This window comes from Nisaea sediminum (assembly GCF_014904705.1).
GTDB lineage: Bacteria > Pseudomonadota > Alphaproteobacteria > Thalassobaculales > Thalassobaculaceae > Nisaea > Nisaea sediminum.
The window spans coordinates 166,903-190,220 of sequence record NZ_JACZCQ010000010.1 but is presented as its reverse complement, the minus strand read 5'-3'; the positions used below and the strand labels follow the sequence as shown (position 1 = coordinate 190,220).

Below are 23,318 nucleotides of genomic sequence, written 5' to 3'. Positions count from 1 at the left end.
GACGATATGGACCTGAACTTCACCCCGGAGGAACTGGCGTTCCGCGACGAGGTGCGCGCCTTCCTGAAGGCCGGCGTGCCGGACGACCTCCGCGCCAAGATCAAGGGCGGCAAGCGTCTGGTGAAGGACGATTATTTCCGCTGGCACAAGGCGCTCTCGGAGCAGGGCTGGCTCGGCTCCAACTGGCCGACGGAATTCGGCGGCCCGGGCTGGACCCCGGTGCAGAAGCACATCTTCGAGGAGGAATGCTACGCCTACGGCGCGCCGCGGACCCTGCCCTTCGGCGTCAACATGGTCGCCCCGGTCATCATGAAATTCGGCAGCCAGGCGCAAAAGGATTACTACCTGCCGCGCATCCTCGACCTCACCGACTGGTGGTGCCAGGGCTATTCCGAACCCGGCTCCGGCTCCGATCTCGCCTCGCTGCGCACCAGCGCGGTGCGCGAGGGCGACCATTACATTGTCAACGGCCAGAAGACCTGGACCACGCTCGGCCAGTATGCCGACAAGATCTTCTGCCTTGTGCGCACCAACCCGAACGCGGCGAAGCCGCAGGAAGGCATCTCCTTCCTGCTGATCGACATGGAGACGCCCGGCGTCACCGTGCGCCCGATCATCCTGCTCGAGGGCGAGCACGAGGTGAACGAGGTCTGGTTCGACAATGTGAAGGTCCCGGTGGAGAATCTCGTCGGCGAGGAGAACAAGGGCTGGACCTACGCCAAGTACCTGCTAACCCACGAGCGCACCGGTATCGCCAATGTCGGCTCCTCCAAGGCGGCGCTGCTGCATCTCAAAGCCATCGCCCGCGACCAAGTCAAGAACGGCCGTCCGCTGATTGAGGACCCGCTCTTCCGCAACCGGATCGCCAAGGTCGAGATCGACCTGATGGCGCACGAGATGACCAACCTGCGCGTCCTCGCCGAAGTGCAGTCAGGCGGTGCGCCGGGGCTGGAAAGCTCGATCCTGAAGATCCGAGGGACCGAGATCCGTCAGGAGATCACCGACCTCGCGCGGCGCGCGATCGGCCCCTATGCGATCCCGTTCCAGTCGGAAGCTCTCGAAGAGGGTTTCAACGGCGAGCCGGTGGGTCCGGACTACGCCGCCCCGATCGCCAAGCAATATTTCAACATGCGCAAGCTCAGCATCTATGGCGGATCGAACGAGATCCAGAAGAACATCATCGCCAAGGCCGGGCTCGGACTCTAAGGGATTACAGGAAATGGATTTTTCGCTCAGCGAAGAGCAGCGCATGCTCAAGGATACGGTCGAGCGTCTGGTGCGCGAGACCTACGATTTCGACACCCGCCAGAAGATCGCCGGCAGTGACGAGGGCTTTTCCCGCGAGGTCTGGAGCCAGCTCGCCGAACTCGGCATGCTCGGCGTGCCGTTTGCCGAGGAGTTCGGCGGTCTCGGCGGCGGCGGCGTCGACCTGATGATCCTCGGCGAGGCGATGGGCCGCGGCCTCGTGGTCGAGCCCTATCTCTCGACCGTCGTGCTCGGCGGCGGCCTGGTCGAGCTGCTCGGCTCGCCCGAGCAGAAGGAAACGCTGCTGAACGCCGTGGTCGGCGGCGAGACGCTGCTGGCTTTCGCCCATAGCGAACCGGACGGCCGTTACGAGACCGCCCATGTGCGTTGCACGGCCGAGAAGACCGGCGGCGGTTGGAAGCTCACGGGCCGCAAATCGGTCGTGCTGAACGGCGCGTCCGCCGACCTGCTGATCGTCTCCGCGCGGATCTCCGGCAACCATGACGACGAGGATGGGATCGGCCTCTTCCTGGTCGAAAAAGGCGCCGCCAATTTGAAGCTCTTCGGTACGCCTGCGATCGACGGGACTCAGGTCGCCGAGATCGCGCTCGACGACGTCGAGATCGGCGCCGACGCAGTGCTCGGCACGCCGGGCGCCTGCTTCGCCGCGATCGAGGAAGTGATGGCCCGCGCCATTGTGTTGCTCGCCGGCGAGGCGGTCGGCGCGATGGAGGTCGCGGTCGAGACCACGGTCGAGTATCTGAAGACCCGCAAGCAGTTCGGCAAGGCCCTCAGCCAGTTCCAGGTGCTGCAGCACCGGGCCGTGGACATGCGGATCGCGCTGGAGCAGGCGAAATCCCTCGCCGTTCTCGCCGCCGCGCGCCTGAACGAGCCGCGGCAGATCCGCGAGCATGCGGTGAGCGCCGCCAAGGCCGGGATCGGCCAATATGCCCGCACCGTCGGCGAGCAGGCGATCCAGCTCCATGGCGGTATCGGCATGACCTGGGAAGTGCCGGTCGCGCACTATGCGAAACGGCTGGTGATGATCGATCACCTATTCGGCGATACCGATCATCATCTCGAGCGCTTCGCCGCGCTCTCGGATGCGGCTGCGTAATTTTCTAAAACATCGTCATCCCGGACCCGATCCGGGACCTTCCGAAGGATCGGGTCCGATGTTCGACAAGGTCCCGGCTCTGTGGCCGGGATGACGATCTGAAGATTACCCCCGCCCCCGATAGGGCGGCACCCCCTGATCCGGCAGCCACACGCCGTCCGGCACCGGTCCGGTCTGGAAGAAAACGTCGATCGGGATTCCGCCGCGCGGATACCAGTAGCCGCCGATCCTGAGCCAGCGCGGCTTCAGCTCACCCACCAGGCGCTTCGCGATCCCGACGGTGCAATCCTCGTGGAAGGCACCGTGATTGCGGAAGGAGCCGAGGAAGAGCTTCAGCGACTTGCTCTCCACCAGCCAATCGTCCGGCACGTAATCGATCATCAGATGGGCGAAATCCGGCTGCCCGGTCATCGGGCAGAGCGAGGTGAATTCAGGCGCCGTGAAGCGGACGACATAGTGCGTGTCGGCCATCGAGTTCGGCACCTTTTCCAGCACCGCCGCCTCGGGGCTCGCGGGCAGTTCGGTCGCCCCGCCGAGCTGGGTCAGCCCGGAAAAGCGGGTTTCGGAGGATGTCATGGCAGCGGCTCCGCGCGTGTTCGTTCAGCGCCTTTTACGCCGATGAGGCTTCGCCGCCAATCTCTCTGACCGGCGCGCGTCCTAGCCGAGGACCCAACCGGTCGCCGCCGCAAGATCGGTTTTGGAGACACCGATTACCGTGACACTGCCACCGTCCGAGAAAGTCACGGTCGTATTGCCGCCGCTCTCCACCCCGCCGCTGACGCCGAGCCCGGCCTGCAGCGCGAGCGTGTCTGTCCCCGCCGCGAAGTCGCTGACCGTCTCGTTGCCGCCTCCGAAGCTGAAGACGAACGTGTCCGCGCCCGCTCCTCCGGAAAGCGTATCGTCGCCTGCGTTACCGGCCAGATAGTCATCGCCGGACTGCCCGAAGAGCATGTCGTTGCCCTGCCCGCCATAGAGCCGGTCGTTACCGAGGTTGCCATAGAGACTGTCGTTCCCGGCATTGCCATAAACGATATCATTGTCCTGACCGCCAAAGAGCAGGTCCTCGTTACCGCCACCGGAGAGCGTGTCGTCGCCCTTGTTGCCGTAGAGCACGTCGTTGTCGTTGTCGCCCCGGACCGTATCCGCGTCCTGGCCGCCATAGAGCGTGTCGAGGCCGCCGCCACCGAACACCAGGTCCGCGCCCTGGTTGCCGTAGACGATGTCCTCGCCCCAGGAAGATCCGACGGTATCGTTACCGCCGCCGCCGGCCAGCGTGTCGTCCTCCGCGCCGAGCGAAATGAACTGCGCCGCATCGTCGCCGACCGCGTAGTTCCGGCCCGCGCCACCATTCACCGTCGCACTGCCGACGATGGCCGCGAACTCGATATTATCGAGCTGCAATGTGCAACCGCCCGGAAAGCTCGAGGTATCGATCACGAACGCCTCGCCGCCGCTTTCGGATTGCCCCGTCAGCTGAATGGTGTCCCCGGCGCTCCCGCCCGAGAAGGAAATCGTCCGCACGTCCAGCAGGGTACCGCCCATCTGGTTGGTGAAGGTCTGGCCGTGCCCCGAGAGGAAACTTTGCGCGCTGGCGGACTGTTCCGTGACCTGGATCTGCTGCGTCAGTGTCGTGCCGGCCGAACTTCCCGCCACCGCGGAGGCGGTCCCGCTATTGGTCAGAGTCACGCCGCTCGGCAGGGTTGCCGTGACCGTGTTGCCGTTGCCGGTACCCGATACCAGCGTGCCGGAAGCCGCGCTACCAGAGGTGTTGATCAGCGAGAAGCCGCTCTCCGTTCCGGCAACGTCCGCCGCCGTCTGGTTCGTCTTCGGCAGACCGCTCTCGCCCGAGGAAGCGCTTCCCGATCCCGAGGAGGCGTTGGGATCCGTATTGGTGACCGTCAGAATGGAGTTCCCGCCCGAGGTCGCCCCCGAAAGGTAGAGGCCGGATCCGGGACTGGTCAGGGTGACCGTGCTGCTGCCAACGGTCAGGGTGCTGCCGACGCTCGAGGCATGCAGGCTGGTCGCGTAGCTCGTATCGCCGGTAATCTGAATGACGTCGCCGGCGGCAAGGCCGGTGATCGTGTCTGCGTTGAATTCGGCGACGGTCCCGGCATAGGTATCGTTGCCGTCCCCGCCCCTCAGCTGGTCTGTGCCGTCACCGCCGGAGAGAACGTCGTTGCCGGCCTCTCCGATCAGATTGTCCTGCGACGCGCCGCCGAGGAGGGTGTCGTTGCCGGCCCCGCCGGTAATGAAATCGAGGCTGCCGCCGCCGGTGATGGAATCGTCACCGTCACCGCCCTTGATCGTGTCGGACGAGGACGAGCCGTTGATCGTGTCGTTGCCGGCGCCGCCATCGACCTCCGCGCCTCCGGCCAGGATGATAAAATCATCGCCGGCGTCGCCGTAGATCGTGTCGCCGCCGTCGCCGGTCGAGATGGTGTCGTTTCCGTCGCCGCCATAGAGCAGGTCACTGCCGCCCTGAACGTACAGACGGTCGTTCCCGGCGCCGCCATAGACGGTGTCGTTGGCGTTGCCGGTGCCGATGATGTCATCGCCGGCATCGCCGTAAATCAAGTCGTTGCCGCCGAAGCCGCTGATCGTGTCGTCGCCGTTCCCGCCAACGATCGAGTCGTTTCCGGTGCCTGCGGAGATCTCGTCGTTGCCGTCGCCGCCGGTGATCGTATCGTTGCCGTTTTGACCCCTGATCGTGTCGTTGCCGCCAGCGCCGTCGAGCGTATCGTCGGACGCGGTTCCGACGATGAGGTTGTCACCCGCATCACCGATCGAGACGACCAGCCGCGCCGGATAGGAGGCAAGCGCCGTCGGCGCGAAGATCGTCGCGGCGCGGGCGAGCCCGTCCCATCCGGCGTCGCCGCCGAGATCGGTCTGCGACGCATGCACCGGCACGCCGAGCGCGGCCTCCAGACCGTCGACAAAAGCCAGCCCCTTGAGGCCCGCGCCGGTGGAGCAGGACACCAGGACGACATCGGCATCACGGGCAAGCGCGGACCGGAGACGCGCGAGATCGTCGGCCGAGCCGGCGAGAGCAGACCGGTCGATCGTCCGTCCCGACAGCGAAATCGCGCCCGGCTCGCCATGGGCAAGGATTGCGACACGTCCGACCGGCGCCAGTTCGGATGCAACCGAAGCGATCTCCGCGAGCGCATCGCCCTTGGGCGGAAGCCGGTGGACCTTCGTTTCAGGGGCGAGCCCACCTACGAGAAGTTCCGGATCACGGACTGACGGATCTACGAAAAACAAGCTTGCTGTTCGGATCATGACCTGCTGTGCCTAAAATTTGTTGCTGAACGAGTGCGGTCAGCCGCAAAGATCAACCAAGGCGTTCTTTTCAAGAGAAAACCTCGAAAAACGCGAAACCAGAGTAAATATATGCCTATACCATTTTTATGGGAATGGGGAAGGCACTCTTGGCCGTAGACCTCAGGACTCTTCGCATTTGGCCTCCGAACAATCTCCAAAACCGGATTCAGGTCGGCATTTTTCGAAATCAGACAATGTGAGGCCATCGCCGCGGCGGAAGATGTCAAGACGCCTATAGCTCCCACCCGGTCGCTGCGGCGACTTCGGCCTGGTGGACACCGATGAGCGTCACCGTTCCGCCGTCGGAGAACGTGACCACGGCGTTGCCGCCGATTTCCGTCCCGCCACTGACGCCGAGCCCGGCCTCCAGAGCGAGCGTGTCCGTTCCCGCAACGAAGTCGGTCACCGTCTCGTTGCCGCCGCCGGAGCTGAAGACGAAGGTATCCGCACCAGCCCCGCCGGAGAGCGTATCGTCACCCGCATTGCCGGCAATATAATCGTCGCCGCTGCTGCCCCAGAGCAGGTCGCTCCCCTGACCGCCATAGAGCGTGTCATTGCCGAGATTGCCGTGCAGGCTGTCGTTTCCGGCATTGCCGTAGACGATATCCTCGTTCTGGCCGCCATAGAGCAGGTCTTCGTTCTGGCCGCCGGAGAGCGTATCGCTGCCTTTGTTGCCGTAGAGGACGTCGTTGTCGTTGTCGCCCCGCACCGTATCCGCGTCCTGGCCGCCATAGAGCGTGTCCATGCCGCCGCCGCCAAACACCAGATCCATGCCCTGGTTGCCGTAAAGGATATCCTCGCCCCAGGCAGAGCCGACAGTATCGTTGCCGCCGCCGCCCGCCAGCGTGTCGTCCTCGGCGCCGAGCGAGATGAACTGCGCCGCATCGTCGCCGACCACGTAGTTCCGACCCGCGCCGCCATTCACCGTCGCGTTGCCGACGATCGCGGCGAACTCGACATTGTTGAGTGACAGGGCCGATCCCGCCGGTAGGTTCGTGGTGTCGATGACAAACGCCTCGGAGCCGGAGCTGGAGGACGTGGTGCCCGTCAGGGTCACGGTCTCCGCGGATGCGCTCCTGCCGGTGAACGCAATGCTGCGGACGTCGAGCGACATGCCGGCCATATTCGACATAAAGGTTTGCCCGTGCCCGTTCAGGAAGCTCTGCACGCCGACGTCGGGCTCGACCGCCTGGATTCGGCCGGTCAGCGTCGCGCCCGCCACCGTGTTGACCTGCGCCGACGCGGTTCCGCTGTTGGTCAGGGAGATCCCCTTGGGGAGGGTTACCAAGACCGTGTTTCCGTTACCCGTGTTCGAGACCAGATCGCCGGTCGCCGAGGCGCCGGAATTGTTCACAAGTGTGCGGCCGGTCTCGGTGCCGGCCGCGTCGCCGGTCGTCTGGTTTGTCACGGTCAGCGGACTGGAAGACCCGCCTGAAGAACTTCCGCCGCTGTTGGCGGGAGCCGGGGTGGCGAAAGTAATCACGGTGTTGCCGCCCGAGGTCCCGACGCTGAAGTCGAGCGTCGGGTTATTCGACAGAGACATGGTTACTTCCGACGAGGCAAAAGTCGTCGCGTTGGTGTCGATCTCGAGATTGCCGCCGCTGATCCGGACATTCGCCGACGTCAGGCCCGTGACACCGTCCAGCTGGATCTGATCGCCTGCTGCAAGATCGCTGACCGTATCGCCGTTCAGATCGCTGACCGAGCCTTCGAAGAGATCGTTTCCGGCCCCGCCCGACAGTGTATCGGCGCCGGCGCCGGAGCTGAGAGTATCGTTACCGGCTCCGCCGTCCAGCGTGTCGGTATCGTCCCCACCGATGATCAGGTCATCGCCGGCGCCGCCATTAAGATAGTCCGCTCCGGCATCGCCGGTGATCGAATCGTTGCCGTCCTCGCCGAAAACCCTGTCGTTTCCGGGCCGCGACGCAATCCTGTCATCGCCGCTTCCACCATAAACCTCATCATTGTCTGACGAGGTGATGAGGAAGTCGTTACCGTTTCCGCCGTAGAGAGTGTCATCGCCGGCACCGGTCGAGATCGTGTCGTCCCCGTCATCGCCGTAGAGCGTGTCGGAGCCGTTATTCATGTAGAGGCTGTCGTTGCCGGCGCCGCCATAGGCAAGCTCGTTGCCGGTTCCGCCACCGATAAGGTCGTTGCCGTCGAGACCGGTGATCGTATCGTTGCCGCCGTTGCCGCTGATGGTGTCGTCAGCATTGGTGCCGGTGAGGTTATTGGCGCCGCCGTCTCCGTTGACCGTCGCCAGACGGTCCGGATAGGACGCGAGCGCGGTGGGCGCAAAGATCGTTGCGGCGAGCCGGATCCCGCTCCACCCGGCATCGCCGCCGAGATCGGTCTCGGACGCGCGGACCGGCACGCCGAGCGCGGCTTCAAGCCCGGCGACGAATGCGAGCCCCTTGAGCCCGGCGCCCGTGGAGCAGGACATCAGAATGACATCGGCTCCGGGCGCGAGCGCGGATTGAAGGCGTGCAAGATCCTCCGTCCCGCTCTCCAGAACGCTCCGGTCGATCACCCGTCCCGACAGCGAAATCGAACCCGGATCACCATGGGCGAGAATTGCGATACGTCCGACAGGGGCCAGCCCGGACGCGACCGACGCGATCTCCGCCAGGGCATCTCCACGGTACGGAAGCCTGTGGACCGAAGTCTCGGGATCGAGCCCGGCGACGAGAAGGTCTGGATGACGAACCGACGGATCGATGAAAAGAACGGTTGCTGATCGGGTCATGGTCTGTCTTGCCTCACATTCTGTGGGGTTAGCAGAGGAAACGTTCGGTTTGTCTTGTGAGAAACGCGGGGCCGAACGGACGAGGCCATCCGTAGGAGGAAGTCTGCGAGCGCAGATATACCGTCATCGTTGCCTGTTCCTTCGGGCTTTCTGCCCGGGAAAGAGACGATCAAGTCGAATAGCCTTCGCGTATCCCGGGGAGGGCTCCGGATCCCGCAGGCGACCGGAGAGACATCCAGCAGGATACCTCTAGATTTCGTTAACCATTTTAGATGAATACGCGTGTGTTCGCTTTGCCGAACGTCTCAGTAATCTTTGCCCTGTGTCTCAGTGCTATACTCACCGGCACAATTCGGATATGGTTTTTTTGAAAATTAAAGACCAGAAGGCGCCAGACTTGGACAAAACGTCCCGGATCCCGTCAGCTTCGCTGCTTCCAGGCATGCTGCCGCCGGAAGAACTCTTCTGGCACTGGCGGCGGGCGATATCGCCTTATTTCGAGTCCATTCCTCTCTACGATCCGGAACGACCGCCGCAAATCCCGGAGATCCACAGCTTCAATGTCGGCGGCTTCCTCTTCATGGACACGAAGTTCTCTGCGCAGAAATTCGTCCGCGACAGTTCCTGGCTGCACAGCAACGACGATTCCGATCATGTCGGTCTCCAGCTCTTCCTTAACGGCAGGAACCACTGCGAAAATGGCGGAACGGATTTCGTTCTCGATCCGCACGGTATTTGCGCCGTCAACCTGGGTTACGAAGTCGATGCGCTCTGTTCGGATGCGGAAGTGCTGTCGATTGTGCTGCCACGGGAGAGAATTGCCGAAGATCTGCCCGCCCTTGCGGACGCACGCGGCGTCTTGTTCGACACCGCGACGACCTCTGGAAGATTGCTGAGCGGATATCTCCACCTGCTGAGAAGCACTTTGCCGACCGCGTCGGCCGAGGACGCGCCCATGTTGAGCGAGACCCTCATCGGCCTGTTGCGGACCCTGCTCGGCGGCGGTGACCCCACCTCCACCGAAGCCCATGCCGGCGTGCGTGCGGCGCTGCTCAAGCATATCGACCGCCATCTCAACGACCCAAATCTCGGCACGGAAAGCCTCTGCGCACACTTCCGGATGTCGCGTGCAACGCTCTACAGGATCCTGAAAACCGAGGGAGGGGTGCGCGACTATATCCAGCGCCGCCGGCTAATGGCCGTGTTCCAGGCGCTCGCATCGCCCGCAAATATGGGTCGCGGGATCTTCGAGATCGGGCTCGAATACGGTTTCAGCAATCCGAGCCACCTGTCCGCCCGGTTCCGCGATCATTTCGGGATGACCCCGAGCGAGGTTCGCGAGGCAGCCCACAGCCATATCAGGCACGGCCGGTCGCCGCTTTCCGAAGGCGTCCGGGAGCGCGGCCTCTCCGATGCGGAAATCATGGAGCGCTGGTCCAAAGAACTCGGCGCAGGGAACGCGGAAAGAAATCCTGGGAAACAGGAGACTTCCCCTCCCGCGGCCTAGCCACTGAACCGGCTGCCCCCGCTCAGCACCCGGTAGGCGCTCCGGAGCTCGCCCCGGTCGGTGTAGCAACCGCGCAGATGCCGCTCGCCACTGCTCGCCGTATAGGCTTCGCGCCCATGCACCACGCGGTGATTGTCGAAGCAGATGCACTCGCCCGCGTTGAGACGGAAGCGCATCACATATTTCGGATCGCGCAGCGCCTGACCGAAGCGGAAGAAGGCAGGGTAGTAACGGTCGAGAAAGCTCTGTGGCAGGTCGAACACGTCGGCGATGTGCTGGCTGATCGTCACGCCCTCGACCTCGCCGTCGCGGTCGAGCTCGATCACCCGTTGGCGTGCCCGCATGTCGAAGCTGTCATGCTCGCAATAGAACGGCACCTCGGTTTCCGCGAGCAGGGCGAAATCCTCCGGATGGGCGCGGCGGAAATCCTCCGCCACCGCCACCGCGTCGACGAAGATGCTGTTGCCGCCCTCGACCGAATTGGCGCGGCAATGCAGGTACTGCACACCCGGCGCGAAATCCTCGGAGGGCAGGTCCGTGTGCAGCTCCAGCGCTGCTGCCGTATAGGCCGTGTTGGTCGGGTTGATGTGGGTATAGACCTCGAACACCTTTCCGAAGAAGCTCGGCCGCACATGGCCGGCGAGCGAGGCGGTTTCCTCCAGCGCCTCGGGCGTGTCCGGCAGGCCGGTCACCAGCGCCACCCCCTCCACCAGGATCGCCTCGATCCAGTCCTTGCGTTTCGCCGGGTCGGTCTTCAGCTCCGCGAGGGTGAAGCGCGGCATGTCCTTGTAATGGCCGGCATACCAGGCGCGGCGGGGCAGATGCGCCACGTCCGCGCGCGGCTTGCCGCTCCGGTACGAGGCCAGGACGTCGAGCGGGTAGCGGCTGCGGTGCCCGGAGCACCAGAGCACCTCCAGTTCCTCGCCATCGAGACAGGCCTCGGCCGCGACCGGCGCTTCCGGCTCGGCGAAGAGATCGTAGCTCCGCTCGCGGGTCACCGGGTCGAAGGAGGTGGGGCAATTGTCCCGGAGCCAGAAGTAGTTGAAATAGCCGCTGCTGCCGTCCGGAAAGCCGAGATCGAGACCGCCCTCGCCCAGCGTGACGGCATTGTTCTTGCGTGCCTGCATTTACGACCCTTTCCGCGGCCCGGCCGCTTTCATAAGGAGAAGCTCGCCGGAAAATGTCGAATTCAGGCCAGAAACTGGCCGGACATCGACACGCAAGCCCCTGTTTTCCATGAAAAACTTGAACCTCGTCCGGCCTCGTGAGAAGCCTCGAAAATCACAAGCTTCGATAAGATGGATTTATCGAATGCCGCGTCACCTGCCGCCGCTCCGCCTTTTCGGCGTGTTCGAGACCGTCTGCCGCTCCGACAATCTGCGCGTCGCCGCGGCGGCGCTGAACGTCTCGCAGCCGGCGGTGAGCCAGTCGCTGAAGCAGCTCGAGGAGCATATCGGCGCGCGCCTGATCAACCGGGAGACGCGGCCGGCCTCGCTGACACCCGAGGGCGAGATCCTGCTGCGCGCGACCGAGGACGGGCTGGCGCGCATCGCGGGCGCGGTCGAGGAGATCCGCCGCCGCGTCACCCGCAACGGCTCCGCGGTGACCGTCGCCTGCTCTGTCGGCGTCGCGACGCACTGGCTGATGCCGAACCTTGAGAGCTTCTACGCGGCCCACGGCGATATCCAGGTCAACGTCATCACCTCGGAGAGCGGCGCGCCCTCCATCACCGGCGATATCGATATCGCGATCCGTTTCGGCGACGGCACATGGAACGACGGACAGGTCACCCATCTCTTTGCGGAACGTATCGAGCCGGTCTGCACCCCGACCCTCGCCACCACCCTCGCACTGACGCCCGAGACCCTGCACGCGGCGCCGCTGATCCATGTCGAGACCACCGATGCCCGCTGGCTCGGCTGGTCCGACTATCTCGCCACACTCGGCCTCGGGCGTCCGAGCGGTCCGGTGCAGCTCCGCTTCTCGAATTATGTGCAGGCGACGCAGGCTGCCCTCGCCGGGCGCGGCCTCGCCCTCGGCTGGCGCTCGATCACAGGCGGCTACGAGGCCGAAGGGCGGCTGGTCGCCCCGGTCGACGCCCCGCTTCATCCCGAGAACGCGTTCCATGCCGTGACCGCACATGACCGTTCGGGCGATGCCGCAACGGGCCGGATGCTCGCGTGGCTGACGGAGATCGGAGCACGCTTCGGATGACGGCCGGATCATAACCCCCGCTAATCGCAGCTTCCGCATTTTTGCGGTAGCGAAACGCGCGCGCGAACGGCAGGCTGAGCCCAACCATTTCACCCGCCGCGAGACATCCCATGACCAGCCCCGTCGCCCTCACTCCGAAAAGCAATCTCGGCTACTGGCCCGAGCGCGTCGACCTCGCCACCGCCTTCCGCTGGACCGCGCGGCTCGGCATGCACGAGGGCGTCGCAAACCATTTCTCCCTCGCGGTGAACGAGGACAGCACCCGCTTCCTGATGAATCCGAACCAGATGCATTTTGCCCGCATCAAGGCCTCGGACCTGCTGGAGCTGGACGCGAACGATCCCGAAGTGCTGAACCGTCCGGGCGCACCCGATCCGACCGCCTGGGGCCTGCACGGCTCGGTCCACCGGCGCTGCCCGCACGCTCGCTGCGTCATGCATGTGCATTCGATCCACGCCACCGTGCTCGCCAGCCTGAAGGACAGCCGGCTGCCGCCGATCGACCAGAATTGTGCGACCTTCTACAACCGGATGGTGATCGACGAGCAGTATGGCGGCCTCGCCTTCGAGGAAGAAGGCGAGCGCTGCGCCGCGATGCTGACCGACCCGAAGGTGAAGGTCATGGTGATGGGCAATCACGGCATCCTGGTCATCGGAGACACGGTCGCAGACACCTTCAACCGGCTCTATTACTTCGAGCGAGCGGCGGAGACCTATATCCGCGCCCTGCAGACCGGCAGGGAACTCCGCGTGATGCCGGACGAGATCGCGGAGAAGACGGCGCAGGAGCTGGAGGATTACCCGGGCCAGGCGGACCAGCATCTCGACGAACTGAAAGCGATCCTCGACGAGGAGGGTTCCAGCTACGCGAGATGAGAGAGACCCCTTGCCGGAAATCTGCATAATTTTCGATCTCGACGGCACGCTGGTCGATAGCGAAACCCTCTGCAATCAGGCATTCCTTGACCTCCTTCCGGATTTGACGCAACCGGTCGAGAGGCTCGTGAACCGCTACCGAGGGAAGCAGCTCGCTTCGATCCTCAGGGACCTCGAGAGCCAGATCGGCAGGCGCCTGCCGGAGAGTTTCGAGACGACATACCGTGCGCATGTGTCGGCGCTGTTCGACCGCGATCTGCGCGCAATGCCCGGCGTGATTGATATGCTGGACGACTTGAATTGCCCCCGCTGCATTGCGTCGAGCGGGCCGCTGCCCAAAATCCGGCAGGCGCTCGAGGTCAGCGGACTTGCCTCCTATTTCGGATCGAATCTCTTCAGTTCGTACGAAATCGGCGTCTGGAAACCGGAGCCGGGTCTGTTTCTCCACGCCGCCCGGAAAATGGGTTTTGCACCCGAACAGTGTGTTGTGGTCGAGGATAGCGAAGTCGGCGTTCGGGCCGCGCTCTCCGCCGGCATGACAGCCTTTCACTTTCTCCCGCACAATGTCACGACGGCGCATCCGGAGGCGGAGGCCTTCGATGATATGTCCCTCTTGACGGCCATGGTCGAGGAGAAGATGGCCCACTAGACAGATAAGCTTCCAGAGCCCGAGCTCGATGGCGCGCGATCCAGAGCTGCCGCAATTTGCCAATACGATTTCTCGGCTTCATGAAGCCGAGAAATCTCACGTAGGTCATCCAGCGTGAACTGTTCATAGCTGCGTCCCATGACAACACCTAAGTCGGGTGTTGCACTTCGTTTGAGACTTTCGTGGCCCCGGTGATCGCAGAGCGTCGCTCGTCTTCCCTGGGTCCCCACTTGCTTGGGGATGACGACATTTTTTTGAGTTGGAAAAGCGGCGGGAGACTAGTTCGGAAACCCGATCCGGCCGATGCCCGGGAGTTTCAGCGCGGGTTTCATGACGTCCACGCCGAGCGTCAGACCGAGCACGTTGAGCTCGATCCCTTCCTCGACGGCGAGCATCACTCCCACAAGCCCCAGCAGCGAGACCTGGAATCCGGTCCCGCTCGGCGCCTTGGCGACCAGACCTCCTTCGGGAATGAAATCCTTGCCGATCGCGGTCGGCGGCAGGTCGAGGCTGAGTTCCGGCACCTGCCGGGCGATATGGGCGGTGAAGGTGTTGCTGTTGGGACCGGGCCAGATCCGGTAGGCGTCCGCGTGGGGATAGCTCTCGGCGGCGGCGAGAATACGGGGAATCAGGATCTCCGCCTCGGTGCCGCGGACTTCCGCCAGCAACTCGGGCTCCGAGCCGAACCAGTAGCCGTCCGGCGTGCCGTTCCGCACCCGGACCGCCGTGGACCCGTAGCGGAGCTGCCAGCCCATAACTTCGAGCCGGGTATATTCCGAGGCATTGGGCGGCTTCACCGCGAACCACGTATGCACCCCGAAGATTCCGCGCCAGCTCCAGGCACGGCCGGCATAGACCTGCACCACCGCTTCCGGCGTCTCCTCGGGTTTCGGCGCAAGCCCCGAAGAATCACGGCGTGCCTGGCTCCAGTGCGTCGGTCCCTCCGTCAGCCGGTTGACCGCGCTCGCCGCAAGGGGGAGCCCGAGCAGCAATGTCAGCGCGAGGCAGAAGAGGGTGAGGCGCTGCAGCCGTTTCAATCCGCGAACCATCGGTATGAAATGGGCGCGGCGCCGCCCGTTGCAAGCCCTACTACTCGGCGGCGCTCCGGCTCGGCTCCGGATGACGGAAGGCCTCGAGCGCCTCGATGCGCCGACGGGCGGCGTCCTTCAGGTGCCGTTCCTTCACGTGGCCGTAGCCCCGGATATGTTCCGGCACCTTCGCCAGCGCGACGGCAGCGGCGTGATTGTCCGCCGAGAGTGCGGCCGCGACCTGGTCCATGTCCGCGAAGTATTCCTCGATCAGGCGGCGCTCGGTCTTCCGTTCCTCGGTCTTGCCGAAGGGGTCGAAAGCGGTGCCGCGGAGCCCCTTGAGGGCCGTGAGGAAGCGGAACGCGGTGAAGATCCACGGCCCGTAGGCGCGCTTCTTCAGGTGCCCCGTTTCCGGATCCCGCTGCGCCAGCATCGGCGGCGCGAGATTGACCTCGAGCTTGAAGTCGCCTTCGAACTGCTCGTCGAGCTGCTGGCGGAAGGCCGGATCGGTATAGAGCCGTGCGACCTCGTATTCGTCCTTGTAGGCCATCAGCTTGAAGGCGTAGCGGGCGACCGCCTCGGTCAGGCTGTCCGTGCCCGGCAATGCTTTCCGCTCGGCCTCTCGGACCTTCTCGACCAATCCCTTGTAGCGGGCGGCGTAGGCGGCATCTTGATAGGCGGTCAGTTCCGCAACCCGGCGCTCAATTTCCTCGTCGACGCTCTTCGAGAGTTCGAGATGCTTGGGCTCTTCGGTGACCGGCGCGGCCGCCTTTTCCACCGCGGCGAGATCGTGCGCGGCCCGACGGCCCCAGAGGAACGCCTTCTTGTTGAACTCGACGGCGACGCCGTTCAGTTCCACCGCCCGCTCGATCGCGGCGCCCGAAAGCGGGATCAGGCCGAGCTGGTAGGCATAGCCCAACACGAAGAGATTGGAGGCGATGCTGTCTCCGAGCAGGGCCGTCGCGATCCGGTTGGCGTCGAGGAAATGGGTCGAGTTCTCGCCGCAAGCCTTCCTCAGCGCCGATTTCACCGTTTCCGCGGGGAACTGCAGGTCCGGGTTCTGGGTGAAGGCACCGTTCATGGTCGCCTGCGTGTTCACGATCGCCGTGGTCTCACCGAGGCTGACCTTGGAGAGACTCTCTGCGCCCGCGGCGGTGATCATGTCGCAAGCCAGCATCAGGTCGGCCGAGCCGGCGGCGATGCGGACCGCGTGCAGTTCGTCCGGCTGGGCCGCAAGACGCACATGGCTGATTACCGATCCGTTCTTCTGCGCGAGGCCGATCTGATCGAGCACGGTGACGCCCTTGTTCTCCAGATGAGCCGCCATGCCCAGGAGGGCGCCGATGGTCACCACGCCGGTGCCGCCGATGCCGGTGATGAGGATGTTGTAGGGCTCCTTCAGCGCCGGGACCGCCGGTTCCGGCAGGACCGGGAAGACTTCGGTCGGCCGCGCCGCCGGCTGGATCCCGGTCTTCTTCCGGATCTGCCCGCCGATCACATTGACGAAGCTCGGGCAGAAGCCCTTGGCGCAGGAATAATCCTTGTTGCAGGAGCTCTGGTCGATCGCGCGCTTGCGGCCGAACTCGGTCTCGACCGGGGTCAGCGAAACGCAGTTCGACTGCACACCGCAATCGCCGCAGCCCTCACAGACCTGCTGGTTGATGTAGAGCCTCTTCGCCGGCTCCGGCATCAGGCCACGTTTCCGGCGGCGGCGCTTCTCGGTGGCGCAGGTCTGGTCATAGAGAATGATGGTGACGCCCTCGGTCTCGCGCAGTTCCTTCTGCACAGCGTCGAGCTCGTCGCGGTGGTGCAGGGTGGCGAAGTCCGGCCAGTGGGTGCCGAGCGGATATTTCTCCGGCTCATCGGTGACGATGCGCAGGGCCGAGACGCGCTCGGCGGCGACCTGGTTCGCGATCTCCAGCACCGAAAAGGCGCCTTCCGCAGGCTGCCCGCCGGTCATCGCAACGGCGTCGTTGTAGAGAATCTTGTAGGTGATGTTGATCTTGGCCGCGACCGCCGCGCGGATCGCCAGCAGCCCGGAATGGGTGTAGGTGCCGTCGCCCAGGTTGACGAACATGTGCTTGTGCTCGGTGAAAGGCGCCATGCCGATCCAGGGCGTGCCCTCCGCTCCCATCTGGGTGAAGGTCTTGGTCTCGCGTTCCGGCATCCAGCTCGCGAGGAAGTGGCAGCCGATCCCGGCGAAGGACAGGCTGCCATCCGGCAGCTTGGTCGAGGTGTTGTGCGGGCAGCCGGAGCAGAAATAGGGAATGCGCTGGAAGTCGGTCGCGGGTTCGATCGCGTCCTTCTTGTGGCCGTCGAGAAACTCGAGCCGTTCGCGGAGGCGCGTATGATCGTGCAGGCCGAGCAGACGGCGAGCCAACACGCGTGCGATCTTCCCGGCGGAGAGCTCGCCGTTGGTCGGCATGATCGTGGCGCCGGACTCGTCCTTCTTGCCGACGATCTTCGGGCCGCGGCCGTTCAGTTCGTAGAGGATCGCCTTTGCCTGATCCTCGATCAGCGGGCGCTTCTCCTCGATCACGATCAGTTCCTCGAGCCCGTCGGCGAATTCCTTCAGGCCTTCCGGCTCCAGCGGCCAGGGCATCGCGACCTTGTAGATCGCAAGGCCAAGCTCAGCCGCCTCCCGGTCCGAGATTCCCAGATCGTCCAGCGCCTGGCGCACGTCGAGATAGGACTTGCCGACGGTGACGATGCCGATCCGCGGCTTGGCGCTGCCGAGCATCACCTTGTCGAGGCGGTTGGCGCGGGCGAAGGCGAGCACGGCGGGCAGCTTGAAATCGTGCAGCCGCTTCTCCTGCTCGAGCCAGGGATCCGGCCAGCGCACATTCAGCCCGCCTGCCGGCATCGCGAAATCCCCGGGGGTCAGGATCTCGAGCGCCATCGGGTCGATCTCGATCGAGGCGGAGCTGTCCATGTTCTCCGCCGTCGCCTTCAGCCCGGCCCAGCAGCCGCTGAAGCGGGACATGGCAAAGCCGTAGAGACCGTAATCGAGCACGTCCTGCACGCCGGCCGGATGAAGCATCGGAATGCAGGCATCCATGAAGGCGTATTCGCTCTGGTGCGGAATGGTGGAGGATTTGGCGACATGGTCGTCGCCAGCGATCGCCAGCACGCCGCCATGTTTCGAGGTGCCGCAGAAATTGGCGTGTTTGAAGGCGTCGCCGGAACGGTCGACGCCCGGGCCCTTGCCGTACCAGATGGAAAAGACGCCGTCATATTTGGCGCCCGGATAGAGCTCGGTCTGCTGGCTGCCCCAGACCGCCGTGGCGGCGAGGTCCTCGTTCAGGCCGGGCTCGAAATGGATGTGGTTCTTCTTGACGAAGTCGCGGGCGCGCCAGAGTTGCAGATCGTAGGTGCCGAGCGGCGAGCCGCGATAGCCGGAAATGAAACAGGCGGTGTTGAGACCGGCCGCAGAATCGCGCTGGCGCTGCGCCATCGGCAGACGCACGAGGGCCTGGATACCGGTCATGTAGACCCTGCCCCGGTCGAGGGCGTATTTATCGTCAAGCGCGACGGACTTGAGTGCCGTCATGGTCTCTCCCCGGTGGCTGCGGGCGCCGGTTTCTCCGAACGCTCCGATTTGTTTCATTTGTAATTAAGGTATGCCCTCCGCCGGGGGGCGGCAATCGGCGCCGGGAGCGCGTTTGAAAAACGCAAGAAATCGACAAAGCCGCGCGACAGAACGACGCAGTTTTTCGTTAATCGGGGAGAGCGCGAAACGAAATGCCGGGAGGCAGTCCGCCAGGGACAAATGTGAAATTACCGTTTCGCATGCTTGGCGCCCCGGATTCGTTCCGGCATAAGAAGTCCCGGAAAACAAGGTTCTTCACCGATCCGGAAGAGGTTCATGACGGTACTCCTGACCGGCGCCGCGGGTTTCATCGGCATGCATGTGGCGGAGATCCTGCTGGCGCGGGGAGAGCGCGTCGTCGGGATCGACAATCTGAACAGCTATTACGACCCGGCCCTGAAGCAGGCGCGCCTGAAGACGCTGGAAGGCCGCAACGGCTTTACCTTCGAGGAACTGGAGATCGCCGACGACGCGGCGGTGATGGGGCTGACGGAGCGTTATCCCGATATCGACCGGGTGGTGCATCTGGCGGCGCAGGCCGGCGTGCGCTACTCGATCGATCATCCGGGCGACTATGTGCGCTCGAACCTTGTCGGCCATGCCAACATGCTCGAATTCGTCCGAGGCCTGATGGCGCGTCCGGCGGGTTGCCGAAGCTTCGTCTACGCCTCCTCCTCCTCGGTCTACGGCGCCAACAAGGAGATGCCCTTCAGCACCGAGCAGAAGACCGACAGCCCGGTCTCCTTCTACGGCGCGACCAAGAAGGCGAACGAGCTCCTGAGCTATTCCTACGCCCATCTCTACCGCGTGCCCTCGACCGGACTGCGCTTCTTCACGGTCTACGGCCCGTGGGGGCGGCCCGACATGTCGCCCTGGCTCTTCACCAGCGCGATCCTCGAAGGCCGTCCGATCCGCGTCTTCAACAACGGCGACATGATGCGGGACTTCACCTATATCGACGACATCGCGAAAGGCGTCGTCGCGGCGCTCGACAATCCGCCGTCGGGCGCGGACGGCGCCTGCCCGCACATGGTCTACAACCTCGGCAATAACAATCCGGTGAAGCTGCTGGATTACATCCGGGTGATCGAACAGGCCTGCGGAGTCGAGGCGATCATGGACATGCAGCCGATGCAGCCGGGCGACGTCTACGCCACCTACGCCGACATCGACCCGGCGGCGCGGGATCTCGGCTACGCGCCGAGCACGCCGATCGAGGTCGGGATCCCGAAATTCGTCGACTGGCACAAGCGCTATCACGGGATGTGAGCGCTAACCCCTCAAATCAAAAACGGTCGTCATCCCCATGCAAATGGGAACCCAGGGATCGTAGGGCACCGACCTCGATCCCTAGGTCCCCGCGTTCGCGGGAATGACGACCCTTTTTTGGCACTCTATTCGTCATCCCGACGGAGGTCGGGACCCAGGGATGACAGGCGGAGATCTACGATCCTCTGGGTCCCGGCCTGCGCCGGGATGACGATCCGGAGAGTTGTTCTAAGCGGCGTCCGCCACCGCGCCCGCAGCTTCACCCGCCTTCAGCTTCGCCGCGACACTCGCGACATGGCGACCCTGGCTTTCGGCGATCTTGAGCTCGATCTCGCTCGGCGTGCGGCTGCCGTCAGGGCCGGCGATGGTGCCGGCGCCGTAGGGCGAGCCGCCGCGCACTTCGCTGACATTGGTCAGGGCCTGTTCACTGTAAGGCACGCCGACGAAGATCATGCCGTGATGCACCAGGGTCGGAAGGGTGGAGAGAATGGTCGCTTCCATGCCCGCGCCGGTGCCGGTCGAGGTGAAGACGCTGGCGACCTTGCCGATCAGCGCGCCCTTGGCCCAGAGCCCGCCGGTCTGGTCGAGGAAATTCCGCATCTGGGCTGCCATGTTGCCGAAGCGGGTCGGGGTGCCGAAGATGATCGCATCGTAGTCGGCAAGCTCTGAAGGCTCTGCGATCGGCGCTTCCTGGTCGAGCTTGACGCCGGCATTCTTCGCCACCTCTTCCGGCATCAGCTCCGGAACGCGCTTCACCGTGACCTCGACCTTGTCGACGGAGCCGGCGCCCTTGGCGATCGCGCCGGCCAGGGTTTCGATATGGCCGTAGGAGGAATAGTAGAGGACAAGGACCTTGGTCATGATTGCGGTCTCCGGACAGGGGGTTGGTTGCTGCCCCTTACCTGAGGCCATTCCCCTCCCCGGACAATCCAGCTAGATTGAACCGATCTGTTTCATGACAGAAACAATCGTCGCGCGGGGAAAGACATATGCTGGAGAACCTGACCGGGCTGGTGGTGTTCGCGAAGGTGGTCGAGGAAGGGGGATTCTCGAAGGCGGCGGCAAGCCTCGGCATCTCGAAATCTTCGGTCTCGAAGCAGGTGAGCGCGCTGGAGGACCATCTCGGGACCCGCCTGCTCAATCGCACGACGCGCCGCTTCAGCCTGACGGAATCCGGTACCCTGCTCTACGAGCGCTGCCAGCGGATCGTCGCGGAGGTCGATGCGGCCGAACGCGAGGCAGGCTCGCTGCAATCCAAACCGAGCGGGCTGCTCAGGGTCAGCGCCGGAGTCTCTTTCGGCCGGGTCCAGCTGGCGAAGCTGTTGCCGGGATTCCTGTTCGACTATCCGGATCTCTCGGTCGAGCTGGTACTCAACGACCGCAGGGTGGATCTTGTCGAAGAAGGTTATGACGTCGCGCTCAGGATCGGTGACCTCGCCGATTCCTCGCTGATCGCCCGCAAGCTCTGCCCCGTCCGCGTTGTCACCGTGGCCTCGCCGGACTACCTGAAGAAGCGCGGTGAGCCAAAACATCCGGACGATCTCGCCGGACACGCACATCTCGCCTACAGTTACCTCAACGAAGGCATGTCCTGGAATTTCAGGGCCGGGGACCGGACCCAACATGCCCGCATCTCGCCCCGGGCGCTCGCGAACAATGGCGACGCGATCCTGACCATGGCCGAAAGCGGCGGCGGCATCGCGCAGATCCCGACCTTCATCTGCGCGGACAGTGTGCGCGCCGGGCGGCTGAAACCGATCCTCTGCGACTTCGAGCCCGCGGAGTTCGGTCTCTACGCGATGTATCCCCACGCGCGGAACCTGCCGCTCAAGGTCCGGGTGTTCGTGGACTTCCTCAGCCGCAAGTTCCGCGGCGAGCCCGACTGGGATTTCGGGATCGAAGGGCCCTGAGCGACCTTACCAGTCCTCGCTCACCTTGCCGGTCTTGCGGAAGCTCTCGATCATCCCGGCCAGTTTTTCCCGGTCCTCGCATCCGGTCCCGGCCTTGCAGAGTTCGTCGAGCACGGCAAGGCGCTTCTCCGCATCCAGCACGCGGCCGGTTTCGAGATAGAGCTTGCCCGCATAGGCATTCGCGGCAAGGTGCTTGGGATTGATGCCAAGCGCCTGCTGGTAGGCATGCTCACTATCGACATAGCGTTTCAGCTTGCGCAGGCTGAAACCGACGAGCGACCAGGAATCCGCGTCCTTCGGATCTTCCTCGACGAAGGAGCGCATGATCTCAAGGCCCTTGGCGTATTCCCCGTCCTCGATCGCCTTCACGCCTGCCGCCCAGATCGGAGGGCGCTCGACGGCGCTGTCGGTCTCCGGGAACACGGCGCCGGCAGGTTGTAGCCCGGCGAGCAGAAGTCCGGCGGCGATCAATGCGGTTCTCATCATCTCCATCTCCTCCCGCCCTCAGGCGCTATGAGTGGTCTCATCCTAACCGATGCCGCAGGCAAAAATGTGGCGCCTCGCACGCAACGGGTCACGCCAGGAACCAGGGGTTCTCGCGCATGAAGGACTGGCAGTACCGAGTCCATGGCAACGCATAGGCATAGGTCTCGAAATGGTCTCGCTCTTCGGGCCCTCGAGCCGGAAGGTTTGCGCGGTACCGCTGCAGGTGAGAAGCGCCGAGTTCCGTGAATCGGGCGTCCAGCTCCGGATCCGCGTCGAAGCTTCCGTCGAGACGGGCCTCCATCTCCATGACCGCGGCCAGAATCTGTTCCGGGCTGTTGTCTTCGAGCACGACCCCGGCACGCTCGAACCCCTCGACCGTGTTCACGAGGAAGAGATCGCGCCGCAGCATTTCGTCATACCCGATGGGAGCCCCGGTTTCCCGATCGCGGTAGGTCTTGAACAGCAGCAAGTCATTCGCGTTCAGCCAGTGGTCCGGTTGACTGTAGCCGTTCACCAGAACCATCGGGCGGTTGAGGATGCGGGAGACTGCTTCGGGCCCCGAGGAACATGTGATCGCGAACCGCGCCTCGGCGATGCAGACGATATCCAGGACGTCAGAATAGTCCGGGAGGTGAGGAAGATCGACCACCAGCGGGTTCTCGTGGTTGAGCGGAACCGATGTCCGGTCCCCAAGGCGGAAGATCCGGTAACCTTTTGCCACCAGATGATTGATCGCGGGCATGTAATGCTCGATCCGTGCGGCCCGGAAGTGATGGTAGGCCATCTCCGGCAGGTATCCGGTATCGCGGACGTGAAGGGCGACAGACGGGCGGCCATCGTCGAACCCCATGGCGGCGAATCGGGCCCGCCCCTCGGCGCGCAGATCCTCCGGCACGGCAAGATGCCGCATCGGTGCGCCGCTCTCCAGATGCAGCACGAAATCGCGAAACAGCGCGCTCGGCGAGATGACCGCCCAGGTCAGGGGACCGATATCCATCGCGCGTGCATTGAAATGCCCCATCATGACCAGCTTGTGGTTCATGGTTTCCAGAAAATCGATGCGCGGTTCGTGCAGCCGGCGCACAGCGGAACTGTGCTTCTGGAAGCGGTGGTCGTGGATGATCGCGGCGATATTCCGATGGCTCTCGCCATAGAGATTGCGCAGGTAGAATGGTTCGAGACACATGTGCCCGATACGGGACGCCGCCGGCAGCATGTAGGCGAGCGTGCGGCCACCGCGCTGCAAGATCGGGCCGATGATCTCAACCAGCGCCTTCAGATTTTCTTCGGAAAAGATCTGCCGGGTCGCATCGAGATCGACCGACGCGAGTTCTGGCTTTCTGTCCGTCATAGAGCCCGCTT

The 23,318-nt window shown here is 64.1% G+C and carries 17 protein-coding genes; 8 read left to right on the top strand and 9 right to left on the bottom strand.

All coding sequences use genetic code 11. The annotated features are described in order from the left end of the window. Window positions 1–6: 6 nt before the first annotated feature. Both IG122_RS19700 and IG122_RS19695 read left to right on the top strand, forming a co-directional pair. Window positions 7–1,206 carry an acyl-CoA dehydrogenase family protein gene (locus IG122_RS19700; protein WP_193187746.1) on the top strand — a complete coding sequence of 400 codons (1,200 nt, stop codon included), beginning with the start codon at window positions 7–9 and terminating at the stop codon, window positions 1,204–1,206. A gap of 13 nt (window positions 1,207–1,219) precedes the next feature. Continuing rightward, window positions 1,220–2,362 carry an acyl-CoA dehydrogenase family protein gene (locus tag IG122_RS19695; protein WP_193187744.1) on the top strand — a complete coding sequence of 381 codons (1,143 nt, stop codon included), beginning with the start codon at window positions 1,220–1,222 and terminating at the stop codon, window positions 2,360–2,362. Window positions 2,363–2,467: 105 nt separating this feature from the next. On the opposite strand, the gene queF is transcribed toward IG122_RS19695, so the two are convergent. The 3 genes from queF to IG122_RS19680 all read right to left on the bottom strand — a co-directional run bounded on the left by queF (window position 2,468) and on the right by IG122_RS19680 (window position 8,429). Beyond that, a complete protein-coding gene (queF, locus tag IG122_RS19690) occupies window positions 2,468–2,938 on the bottom strand; it encodes a preQ(1) synthase (protein WP_193187741.1) in 471 nt (156 codons plus the stop codon). A gap of 81 nt (window positions 2,939–3,019) precedes the next feature. Beyond that, entirely contained in the window at window positions 3,020–5,641 is a 2,622-nt protein-coding gene (locus IG122_RS19685) for a DUF4347 domain-containing protein (RefSeq protein ID WP_193187739.1), read from the bottom strand. Window positions 5,642–5,915: 274 nt separating this feature from the next. Then, a complete protein-coding gene (locus IG122_RS19680; protein WP_193187737.1) occupies window positions 5,916–8,429 on the bottom strand; it encodes a DUF4347 domain-containing protein in 2,514 nt (837 codons plus the stop codon). A gap of 397 nt (window positions 8,430–8,826) precedes the next feature. On the opposite strand from IG122_RS19680, the gene IG122_RS19675 reads away from it, so the two are divergent. Next, complete coding sequence (locus IG122_RS19675; RefSeq protein ID WP_193187735.1) at window positions 8,827–9,936, top strand: helix-turn-helix domain-containing protein; 1,110 nt, start codon at window positions 8,827–8,829, stop codon at window positions 9,934–9,936. On the opposite strand, the gene IG122_RS19670 is transcribed toward IG122_RS19675, so the two are convergent. Continuing rightward, window positions 9,933–11,063, bottom strand: a complete 1,131-nt coding sequence (locus tag IG122_RS19670) for a TauD/TfdA family dioxygenase (RefSeq protein WP_193187732.1) — start codon at window positions 11,061–11,063, stop codon at window positions 9,933–9,935. The two genes, IG122_RS19675 and IG122_RS19670, sit on opposite strands and share 4 nt — an antisense overlap. Before the next feature lie 184 nt (window positions 11,064–11,247). On the opposite strand from IG122_RS19670, the gene IG122_RS19665 reads away from it, so the two are divergent. From IG122_RS19665 to IG122_RS19655, 3 genes are all read left to right on the top strand, one after another. Beyond that, the gene (locus IG122_RS19665) at window positions 11,248–12,150 is read left to right on the top strand and encodes a LysR substrate-binding domain-containing protein (RefSeq protein ID WP_193187730.1); all 903 of its coding nucleotides are present in this window, start codon (window positions 11,248–11,250) and stop codon (window positions 12,148–12,150) included. A gap of 110 nt (window positions 12,151–12,260) precedes the next feature. Next, entirely contained in the window at window positions 12,261–13,025 is a 765-nt protein-coding gene (locus IG122_RS19660; RefSeq protein WP_193187728.1) for a class II aldolase and adducin N-terminal domain-containing protein, read from the top strand. Between the two features lie 10 nt (window positions 13,026–13,035). Continuing rightward, window positions 13,036–13,674 carry an HAD-IA family hydrolase gene (locus tag IG122_RS19655; protein WP_193187726.1) on the top strand — a complete coding sequence of 213 codons (639 nt, stop codon included), beginning with the start codon at window positions 13,036–13,038 and terminating at the stop codon, window positions 13,672–13,674. Between the two features lie 278 nt (window positions 13,675–13,952). Here the strand turns inward: IG122_RS19655 and IG122_RS19650 are convergent, their stop codons facing one another. Beyond that, the gene (locus IG122_RS19650) at window positions 13,953–14,711 is read right to left on the bottom strand and encodes a DUF3750 domain-containing protein (protein WP_226893772.1); all 759 of its coding nucleotides are present in this window, start codon (window positions 14,709–14,711) and stop codon (window positions 13,953–13,955) included. 52 nt (window positions 14,712–14,763) lie between these two features. After that, complete coding sequence (locus IG122_RS19645; RefSeq protein WP_193187722.1) at window positions 14,764–18,252, bottom strand: indolepyruvate ferredoxin oxidoreductase family protein; 3,489 nt, start codon at window positions 18,250–18,252, stop codon at window positions 14,764–14,766. Between the two features lie 315 nt (window positions 18,253–18,567). Between IG122_RS19645 and IG122_RS19640 the strand changes: the two genes are divergently transcribed. Then, window positions 18,568–19,560, top strand: a complete 993-nt coding sequence (locus IG122_RS19640) for an NAD-dependent epimerase/dehydratase family protein (protein WP_193187720.1) — start codon at window positions 18,568–18,570, stop codon at window positions 19,558–19,560. Between the two features lie 228 nt (window positions 19,561–19,788). Here the strand turns inward: IG122_RS19640 and wrbA are convergent, their stop codons facing one another. After that, window positions 19,789–20,421 carry an NAD(P)H:quinone oxidoreductase gene (gene wrbA / locus IG122_RS19635; RefSeq protein WP_193187718.1) on the bottom strand — a complete coding sequence of 211 codons (633 nt, stop codon included), beginning with the start codon at window positions 20,419–20,421 and terminating at the stop codon, window positions 19,789–19,791. Between the two features lie 128 nt (window positions 20,422–20,549). Here wrbA and IG122_RS19630 point away from each other — a divergent pair, with 128 nt between their 5' ends. After that, the gene (locus tag IG122_RS19630; RefSeq protein ID WP_226893771.1) at window positions 20,550–21,470 is read left to right on the top strand and encodes a LysR family transcriptional regulator; all 921 of its coding nucleotides are present in this window, start codon (window positions 20,550–20,552) and stop codon (window positions 21,468–21,470) included. Window positions 21,471–21,476: 6 nt separating this feature from the next. Here IG122_RS19630 and IG122_RS19625 read toward each other — a convergent pair whose 3' ends face one another. After that, a complete protein-coding gene (locus IG122_RS19625) occupies window positions 21,477–21,956 on the bottom strand; it encodes a tetratricopeptide repeat protein (protein WP_193187716.1) in 480 nt (159 codons plus the stop codon). A gap of 88 nt (window positions 21,957–22,044) precedes the next feature. Continuing rightward, on the bottom strand, window positions 22,045–23,307 hold the full coding sequence (locus tag IG122_RS19620) for a TIGR04372 family glycosyltransferase (protein WP_193187714.1): 1,263 nt from the start codon (window positions 23,305–23,307) through the stop codon (window positions 22,045–22,047). Window positions 23,308–23,318: the final 11 nt, after the last annotated feature.